This is a genomic window from Bartonella sp. CL162QHHD, assembly GCF_042195435.1.
Lineage (GTDB): Bacteria > Pseudomonadota > Alphaproteobacteria > Rhizobiales > Rhizobiaceae > Bartonella.
Window position 1 is genome coordinate 20,515 of record NZ_JBHIOG010000042.1, and the last position, 8,908, is coordinate 29,422.

Genomic DNA, 8,908 nt, shown 5'->3' on the forward strand with positions numbered 1-8,908 from the left:
TGGTTTAGTGTCGTTTTTTTGCCCGATGGTGTGATCTTATTAAAGAATGAGAGAAACAATAGCCTGAGGCAAAGCATAATTTTTCATGATGATAACATATTTATTTATAATGATCATTCACTGCGTTGCAATTTTTAGATAATTCTGAAACTTGTAAGATTTTTTCTTTTCAAGCTCTATTGCTGCGAATTAATTAAAAACATTTTCTTACATGTCACAAGCGGGGTTGATGAGTGGGTACAAAAACACTTAAGAAAGGAATAAAATGCTTCTTATGAATCTTTTCAAGTGCTAAGACTTATTGCAGCATTTTAAGCTTAAAACGCGTATGATGATTTAGCGTTCTTTTCATAAGCGTAAAGATGGTGGTGCATAATAGATTTTATATTATGCATTTTTATATCTTTTATTTTTATAGTATTTATGGAGAAGTTCTTATCGTTATATTTTTCATAAATGCTGTTGTGAAATGAGGAGGGGCCTGCATTGAGGGATGTCTCTCGTCATCACTTTTTAAGGAAATTTAAGAAACAAGTCTTGTTTTAGCGCATGGATTTATGTGAGACTAGAGTTTTTACTTAAATTTAGAAACTATAAAATAATCTGTTTTATAAAACTTTTAAAAATACACCTTTCATTTAGAGGGATAAAAATTATGCCGCATGGTGAACTAACAAATCCGGAAACAATTGGAATGTTGCATTTGTTTATGCAAGCGAGTTGGATCGTGAAAGGTGTTATGATTGGCTTGCTGCTCGCTTCCATCTGGAGTTGGGCAATTATTTTTGATAAAATTTTTACGTATCGGAGAATACGGCGTGAAATAAAGCAGTTTGAACGTACATTTTGGTCCGGCAAAGCGCTAGAAGATCTTTATGCATCATGCAAAAGTCAACGTACCAATAGTATATCCGCAGTTTTTATAGCAGCAATGGTTGAATGGAAAAAATCTCTTGAAAAAGGGACCCATACATCGAAAAGTTTGCAGAGCAGAATTGATAAGGCTATGGATTTGACGCTGGGACGTGAAAGTGAAAAAATAGAATCAAAATTAAGTTTTCTTGCGACACTGGGGTCTGCTGGACCTTTTATCGGACTTTTTGGAACAGTTATTGGTATTATGGAGTCTTTTCTTTCTATTTCAGCTTCTCAAAATACATCACTTGCCATTGTCGCGCCGGGGATTGCAGAAGCGCTTTTGGCAACCGCTATTGGTTTGTTTGCAGCAATTCCAGCCGTTATTGCTTATAACAAGTTGACTCATGAAAGTGCGCGCATCATTGCACAAATAGAAAATTTTGCCGATGAATTTTCAACAATTGTATCGCGGCGTATTGATGAAACACGCACAGCACCTTCCTCTTTATAAAAAGGAGCTTATCCATGGGCGTTTCTGTTGCTTCTTCTTCTCGCAAAAATACACGTAGGCGGCATCATTCACGAAGCCAACTGATGAGTGAGATCAATGTCACTCCTTTTGTGGATGTCATGCTGGTCTTGTTGATTATTTTTATGGTCTCTGCTCCCCTTTTAGTGAACGGTGTTCCTCTAGATTTGCCTCGTAGTCAAGCGGGTCCCGTACGAGCTCAAAAAACACCCCTTACGGTTTCACTTGACGCGCAAGGGCGCTTTGCCATTAATCAAGATTATTATGAAACGTCACAGGCCCTGATTGCACACCTTAAAACTCTTCTGGAAGCAGATGCTACACAAAAAGATCAACGGGTTTTTGTGCGGGTTGCTAAAACTGTTGAATATCAGCAGGTATTAAAACTGCTGGCGGATATTCAAAAATCGGGGTTTTCTCAAGTTGCGTTAGCAAGTCTAGCACAATAAATAATAAGTAATAAAATTGCGCATAACCGGTTGTTTTTAATTTTTTTTTAAAGAGCATAGAGTGATTAAAAATGAAAAAATGTAAGGCATAAATAAGGCATAAAGAATGAACAAAGACTCCTATCATAGTATGAAACGAGGCTTGGCTTTATCCCTTGTGGTCCATGTCATTTTTCTCAGTTGGGGAGCCATTCAGTTTACAAGCTCTGTCTCTTTACCACAACCATTGGAAGCAATTCCCATTACTCTTGCTCCTTTAGTGGACGAGTTTTCTTCTCAACAAGGAGCCGTGAAGGCTCCTATCCGTGCAATCCCTGCCGTCAAACCAACTATGCAGCCACAAGAGAAAGAAGATGCACGCCATATTGGAGAGGGACAAATAGATAGTCTTGCACCATTTCAACCAAAGGAAAAGCCGCGTCCCGTTGAAACAGCATCGCCACCATCAAGCGAGAACACATCAGAAACATTTGCACCAGAACTTACAAAACCAGAATTATTAGAAGCAAAAACAGAGGATGCGCCCAAGGTTGCACCTGAGATGCCTTTGGAGGCACCAGAGGATGCGCCCAAGGTTGCGCCTGAGATGCCTTTGGAGGCACCACCAGAGGATGCGCCCAAGGTTGCACCTGAGATGCCTTTGGAGGCACCAGAGGATGCGCCCAAGGTTGCGCCTGAGATGCCTTTGGAGGCACCACCAGAGGATGCGCCCAAGGTTGCACCTGAGATGCCTTTGGAGGCACCACCGGAGGATGCACCCAAGGTTGCGCCTGAGATGCCTTTGGAGGCACCACCGGAGGATGCGCCCAAGGCTGCACCTGAGATGCCTTTGGAGGCACCAGAGGATGCGCCCAAGGTTGCGCCTGAGATGCCTTTGGAGGCACCACCGGAGGATGCGCCCAAGGTTGCACCTGAGATGCCTTTGGAGGCACCAGAGGATGCGCCCAAGGTTGCGCCTGAGATGCCTTTGGAGGCACCACCGGAGGATGCGCCCAAGGTTGCACCTGAGATGCCTTTGAGAGTGCCGGAAGATGCCTCTAAGGTTGCGCTCAAGCCTGCGCACAAAAATGAAGAGATGATATCGCCAAAAGAATTGGCTCCAACGGTCCCAAAAGTACCAGCAGAGCAGATTGTTCATCAAGCGCCCAAAATTGTACTTCCAGAAAAATCTCTTCTTCCACAGTTTAAACCAAAGTTTGACGAAAAATCTCCAAGGAAGAATGAGGCTGCATTGAATCAAAATACGCCAAAGCTTAACAAGAAAAACCAAGAGAAACAGACCATTGAAGATATTTTAGCTCTGGAGGAAAATAATTTGCTTAATCGTGCGCGGTCACAAGGAGGGGGGGCAAAACGTTCTCATACACAAGAAGCTTTGGGTGCAAGAAAAAATATTAATGATACCACAAAAATGGCACAAACATTGGTCAATATTGCGGGGGGATGTATTCAACAGAAGCTTAAACTTGTGGCGCTTGGCGGCGATTTAAAAAACCGCCCGGTTGTGCGGTTGCGATTTTATTTAGACCGTGAAGGGATGGTTGTGGGCGACCCTATCATTGATCCCGTAAGCGGCCTTGAGAGTCAACAAGCTATTATGATAAGACAGGTGTATGCTGCTGTCTTTTCATGCCAACCTTATGCAGATCTCCCACGTGATCAATATGATCTATGGGGGCAAGGTTTTGACTTTAATGTTGATCCCCTTCAAGAAATAAGATGATAAACGAGAAAAAAGCGCTTAACGAAAGGACACATTCCATGATGACTATAACGAGACATAAAGTTTTTGCTTGGTTTATTGTCACTTGTGGGTTGTGGCTTTCAAGTATTTCATCGGGTTATGCGCAATTGAAAGGAACTATTTCGAGCGCTGATTTTAATCCCATTCCCATTGCAATTACAGACTTTATTTCCAATGATTCGATTGGGTTGAAAATATCTGCTGTGGTGACAGCCGATCTTGAACGGTCGGGGCTTTTTTTACCGCTTGATAAAGCAAATTTTTTTGAAAACATTTCTAATCCTAATAAACAACCGCATTTTGCTTCTTGGCAGAAAATAAAAGCGCAAGGTTTAGTTACTGGGCAAGTCATGAGAGAAATCGATGGACGTTTGAGGGTCGATTTTCGTTTATGGGATGTTTTTGGACAAAGACAATTGAAAGGACGGCGTTTTTATACCGCGACAGAACGTTGGCGGCGTGTGGCACATATGATCGCAGATGAGATCTATAGTGAGATGACAGGAGAAAGTGGTTATTTTGATACACGAATTGTTTTTATCGATGAAACAGGCCCCCAAAATGCACGCATTAAACGCTTAGCAATGATGGATCAAGATGGCGCAAATTTGATTTATATGTCTGATGGAAGTGAATTGGTGCTTACGCCGCGTTTTTCCCCAAAAAGACAAGAAATGACCTATATGGCTTATGAGGACAATCAAGTACCTCATGTTTATCTCCAACAAATTGAAATGGGGCAAAGAGAGTTGATCGGAACGTTTAATAACATGACAATTGCTCCACGTTTTTCTTCTGATGGACAAAAAGTTATCATGAGTTTGTTACAAAATGATGGGAGTGCCAATCTTTACACCATGGATTTACGAACCCGTACGATGACGCGACTTACAACAACTTCTGCTATTGATACTTCTGCTTCTTATTCACCGGATGGAAAACAAATCGTCTTTTCTTCAGATCGTAGTGGAAAGCCGCAAATCTATAAAATGAATGCGGATGGGAGTGATATTCAGCGTATTTCTTCAAACGATGGGAGTTATTCAACACCTATTTGGTCTCCACGGGGTGACTATATCGCCTTTACAAAACAATTAAACGGACAATTTTCTATCGGTGTTATGCGCCCTGATGGACAAGGAGAACGAATTTTAACCACGGGGTTTCACAATGAAGGACCAACTTGGGCCCCTAATGGTCGTGTGCTGATGTTCTTTCGCAAAAATCCCGGTATGGGACCAAAAATTTATACGATTGATATTACGGGTCGCAATGAACGTCAATTACCCACCCCCAATGATGCTTCAGATCCAGCATGGTCGCCTTTGCTCAATATACAATAAAACAAAATGCTTAAAAATAGAATATAGAAGGAATATAGTCTATACAGTCTCAAGTTTAAACAATCTCAATAGTTTTTAAATTATTTAAAAGAAGGAATTGATTATAGTGTGCATGGGGAGTTATGTAGGTTTCATCTATCATCTACGGTTGTTGATCGATAATGGAATTTCCTTGGGGGAAAATGCTTAAAAAAATTCAAAACAATACCTTGAAAAAATAGAGTCGAAAATTTTGAGATCTCTAGATTTCAATTTTTTATTCAAAGTGTCGCTATATATATTTTTTTAAACTTCCTCTTCGATTTTGTTTGTGAAGAGTCCTCTTGTCAGGGGGGGCTGTTGCTCTTTGATGTGTTTTATTCAAGTACGCGGTTGTTTTAGGTCTGAATATTGATTGATTGGTAAGAGCAAAAGGACAGATTTTTAAGATAAATGACGTTATTTTAGAAATATACGATGCCATAAAGTTAATGCCATAAAGTCAAAAATTTATCCGCAACAGATTAGAGAGATGTACCGCCTTTTTGTACAATACTTTGCTAAACAATCAGCTCTGGCTTTCTATTTGCTTATTTTTATTCTGTGATGTTGTAAAAACACTGTCCTTTGAAGTGTGGTGATATAGGGCGTATAAATAGGACGTATAAATAGGACGTATAAACCTCCTTGATATATTCTAAGTGTTTTTAAGTGCGTGGCGAATATTTAGGGGAGTGCATGTTTGTTGAGCCTTAAGTTTCAAGTGAATTTTATGAGTGATTCGTCATAGGAATACGTTAGGAAAATCCCAATTGTTTAGAGGCTAGATCATTTTCATCACTTGAGAGCGGAGAGGAGGTTCATCTTAAAGAACAAAAAGATCAAATAGAGAGGGGATATAGGGATAATTTTTGGGGCATGTAAGAAAGGCGTGAGGCTAAAGAGTTTTGTATGCTTTCTTTTTTTTTGGTTATGTTTTCTGAAATTAATTGCGGTTTTTTTGTTGCACTGACAGCCTTTCCCCGCTATTGACGCGGGGCTTTTATATGTGCGGATAAAGAGGAGAGGTGACAGATGCTTTTGAAGCCCTCATGAATGAAGAGAGGGCTTATGCAAATGATGGGAATTATACAGACAATTTTGCCAAAATCTCATCACTGACATCAAAATTGGCATAAACATTTTGCACATCATCATCTTCTTCTAATGTTGAAATCAGCCGTAAAACGGACAAAGCTTTTTCTTCATCTATTGGTGCAAGGGTGGTGGCTTTCCAAATCGTTTTAATCGATTCTGCTTCACCAAGTTTTGCTTCAAGTGTTTTGGAAACTTCACCAATATCTTCAAAGGCGCAGGTAATATGATGTCCGGTTTCTTCTGATTGCACATCTTCGGCACCGGCTTCAATTGCTGCATCCATGATGTTATCGGCTGTCCCTGCTTCTGGCTTATAGATTATTTCACCAATCCGATTAAACATGAAACTGACCGATCCTGTTTCCCCTAAGGCTCCTCCTGATTTTGTGAAGGCGGCGCGCACATTTGAAGCGGTGCGGTTGCGGTTATCAGTTAAAGCTTCAACAATGACGGCAACGCCACCTGGTCCATAGCCCTCATAGCGTACTTCATCATAATTTTCGACATCGGCGCCTGACGCTTTTTTAATCGCGCGTTCAATATTATCTTTCGGCATCGATTGTGCTTTGGCATTTTGAACAGCCAGCCTTAAACGTGGATTCATGGCTGGATCAGGAGCACCTTGTTTTGCTGCTACGGTAATTTCGCGTGCAAGTTTAGAAAATATTTTCGAGCGCATTGCATCTTGACGCCCTTTACGGTGCATAATATTTTTAAATTGTGAATGGCCTGCCATAGTTTTCCTTCCTATTTGAGGGCTTTCTTTCCAGTTGGATACTCTTTAGAATTTAAGGCGATAAAGCACGCATCCCACCAGAATAAATGTGCCACAGCATGAGGTGAAATAATCGAATAAACCCTTTATAAGAAAATTCATCTTAAAGGTAAAGACACCTTAGTTGAGGATCATTACAAGAGAGATCTCTTGTCGTTGAGCAAAAATAACGCTATAACAGAATGTAATCTCATAGCAAAATGGTTTATTCCATGCCTCGCTTTGTTTTAGGAGTGGTTGGAGAGACCTAAACATATAAAAAAGTTCCAGTGCTCTTGAGTGGGCGGTAACCTGCCTCATAGAAGAGGCGCAGAAGAGGATTTATAAAAATGGCAACGCAACTTTTGATGCCCAAAGCAACAGCTGTTTGGTTGGTTGATAATACAGCTCTTTCTTTTGATCAGATTGCAGAATTTTGTAAATTGCATGTCTTGGAAGTAAAAGCTATTGCCGATGGTGATGCGGCTTATGGTATTAAAGGTTTAGATCCGATTAGTTCTGGGCAATTGACGCGCAGTGAAATTGCACGGGTGGAGGCTGATCAAAACGCACGATTGAAAATTTCTCAATCTAGGGTGCATATTCCTGAAAAAAAACGTAAAGGGGCGCGCTATATCCCTCTTTCTCGACGCCAAGATCGTCCCAATGGTATCCTATGGTTGGTTACAAACCATCCCGAGTTGAAAGATGCACAAATTGCACGGTTGATTGGGACAACAAAAGCGACAATTGAACAAATCCGCCTTAGAACCCATTGGAATAGTGCAAATTTGGTTCCTCTTGATCCTGTAGGGCTTGGTTTGTGTTCGCAAATCGATTTAGATTTTGAGCTCCAGCGTGCGGCGAAAAATCGCCCTGTTGCTGCAGAAGAAGATAGGTCGTTGCTTCCCGCTTCTGTGACGGAAAACGCTGCTCTAGAGGAAAATGAGAGTGAAGACAATCTGCATAAGACTTTTGACGCTGATAAAGTTTTTGCAAAGCTGAACGCGCTGCAAAAAAATCGTCAAGATCAAGATGATGCATAAAAAGCCATGACGCATAAGGGAAACATTTCTTATGGAAATGTTAGAGGAATGGCCAAAGAGAAGAAAAATTGGCAGAGACTTAAAAGTAAAAATGAGGACGAAAAAAAACAGAAAAAATTTCGTCTTCATTAGGAATTAACGGTTATTCTTAAAAATATTTTTAAGAATTGACCCTTCTTTACGAAATTCAAGGAGAAACGGACTATGCGCTCTACCAAAAAAACCATCTCTCATTCCTTAGCTATCCTCTTTCTTTTCTCACTATGCTTGGGTGGGTGTGGCAAAAAAAATGTTGGTGCACTTAACGGTATGAATGGCGCTTATATGAATGATGCTGGTTTGAATCAGATGTCACCAGGTTCAGGACAAGAATTTACGGTTAATGTGGGTGATCGCGTGTTTTTTGGTCTCGATTCTTCTTCACTTGATGCTGATGCTGAACGTATTTTAACGCGCCAAGCAGAATGGTTGCTTCATTATCCTTATTATTCTATTATGATCGAAGGTCATGCTGATGAGAGGGGAACACGTGAATATAACTTGGCACTTGGACAGCGCCGTGCTGTTGCTGTGCGAAACTATTTGGTGTCTCTAGGTGTGTCTGCACAACGGATTCAAACAATTTCTTACGGAAAAGAAAGACCTGTAGCAGTATGTGATGATATTTCCTGTTGGAATCAAAATCGACGTGCTGTGACAACGTTGAATGACATGAATAGTCATTAAAAAGAAGATTGTTTGTTTCAACTATTTAATAAGCTCTTAAGGGGAAAAAAGAATGTATCGTAAAATCAATTGGAAAACACTCTTTTATATGGGGGTTTTCATAGCTTGTTCTACTTCACTTGTTCAAAGTGCGGCACGAAAGGCTTCCGAATATCCTGCACATGATACGGATAAAGTTGATGCAGTTGATAAGGCAACTGATGATGTTAAGAAAGCGCCTGAAGCAGCCGATAAAGCAGCATCTGATGCGGCGGAAAAAGCCACTGACGCTGTTGATAAGGCTGTCGATGATGTGAAGAAAGCACCTGAAGCAGCTGATAAAGCAGCATCTGATGTGATAGAA

At 40.7% G+C, this 8,908-nt stretch carries 7 protein-coding genes and 1 pseudogene; 7 read left to right on the plus strand and 1 reads right to left on the minus strand.

Translation table 11 applies throughout. The features are described from left to right. The first annotated feature begins 655 nt into the window (after positions 1-655). From tolQ to tolB, 4 genes are all read left to right on the plus strand, one after another. Positions 656-1,369 carry a protein TolQ gene (gene tolQ / locus ACFILD_RS03275; RefSeq protein ID WP_273790464.1) on the plus strand — a complete coding sequence of 238 codons (714 nt, stop codon included), beginning with the start codon at positions 656-658 and terminating at the stop codon, positions 1,367-1,369. A gap of 14 nt (positions 1,370-1,383) precedes the next feature. Further along, entirely contained in the window at positions 1,384-1,836 is a 453-nt protein-coding gene (gene tolR / locus ACFILD_RS03280) for a protein TolR (RefSeq protein WP_375643262.1), read from the plus strand. Positions 1,837-1,942: 106 nt separating this feature from the next. Beyond that, positions 1,943-3,559 carry a cell envelope biogenesis protein TolA gene (locus tag ACFILD_RS03285; RefSeq protein ID WP_375664763.1) on the plus strand — a complete coding sequence of 539 codons (1,617 nt, stop codon included), beginning with the start codon at positions 1,943-1,945 and terminating at the stop codon, positions 3,557-3,559. 38 nt (positions 3,560-3,597) lie between these two features. Next, the gene (gene tolB, locus ACFILD_RS03290; protein WP_375654367.1) at positions 3,598-4,923 is read left to right on the plus strand and encodes a Tol-Pal system beta propeller repeat protein TolB; all 1,326 of its coding nucleotides are present in this window, start codon (positions 3,598-3,600) and stop codon (positions 4,921-4,923) included. A gap of 1,105 nt (positions 4,924-6,028) precedes the next feature. On the opposite strand, the gene ACFILD_RS03295 is transcribed toward tolB, so the two are convergent. Then, positions 6,029-6,775: a YebC/PmpR family DNA-binding transcriptional regulator gene (locus ACFILD_RS03295; RefSeq protein ID WP_254492472.1), complete on the minus strand. Its 747-nt coding sequence runs from the start codon at positions 6,773-6,775 to the stop codon at positions 6,029-6,031. Positions 6,776-7,143: 368 nt separating this feature from the next. Here ACFILD_RS03295 and ACFILD_RS03300 point away from each other — a divergent pair, with 368 nt between their 5' ends. The 3 genes and pseudogenes from ACFILD_RS03300 to ACFILD_RS03310 form a co-directional block, all read left to right on the plus strand. Then, positions 7,144-7,839 (plus strand): DUF1013 domain-containing protein, encoded by a 696-nt coding sequence (locus tag ACFILD_RS03300; protein ID WP_375617877.1) that lies wholly within the window; start codon positions 7,144-7,146, stop codon positions 7,837-7,839. A 204-nt stretch (positions 7,840-8,043) separates the two neighbouring features. Next, positions 8,044-8,565, plus strand: a complete 522-nt coding sequence (gene pal, locus ACFILD_RS03305; protein ID WP_273790460.1) for a peptidoglycan-associated lipoprotein Pal — start codon at positions 8,044-8,046, stop codon at positions 8,563-8,565. A 52-nt stretch (positions 8,566-8,617) separates the two neighbouring features. Further along, positions 8,618-8,908, plus strand: a pseudogene (locus ACFILD_RS03310) (tol-pal system protein); the annotation flags it as partial.

Bases quoted from the DNA above. Each gene is read 5' to 3' on its own strand.
- pal (WP_273790460.1), top strand. From the start codon at position 8,044: ATGCGCTCTACCAAAAAAACCATCTCTCATTCCTTAGCTATCCTCTTT.
- ACFILD_RS03285 (WP_375664763.1), top strand. From the start codon at position 1,943: ATGAACAAAGACTCCTATCATAGTATGAAACGAGGCTTGGCTTTATCC.
- tolR (WP_375643262.1), top strand. From the start codon at position 1,384: ATGGGCGTTTCTGTTGCTTCTTCTTCTCGCAAAAATACACGTAGGCGG.
- ACFILD_RS03295 (WP_254492472.1), bottom strand. From the start codon at position 6,775: ATGGCAGGCCATTCACAATTTAAAAATATTATGCACCGTAAAGGGCGT.
- ACFILD_RS03300 (WP_375617877.1), top strand. From the start codon at position 7,144: ATGGCAACGCAACTTTTGATGCCCAAAGCAACAGCTGTTTGGTTGGTT.
- tolB (WP_375654367.1), top strand. From the start codon at position 3,598: ATGATGACTATAACGAGACATAAAGTTTTTGCTTGGTTTATTGTCACT.
- tolQ (WP_273790464.1), top strand. From the start codon at position 656: ATGCCGCATGGTGAACTAACAAATCCGGAAACAATTGGAATGTTGCAT.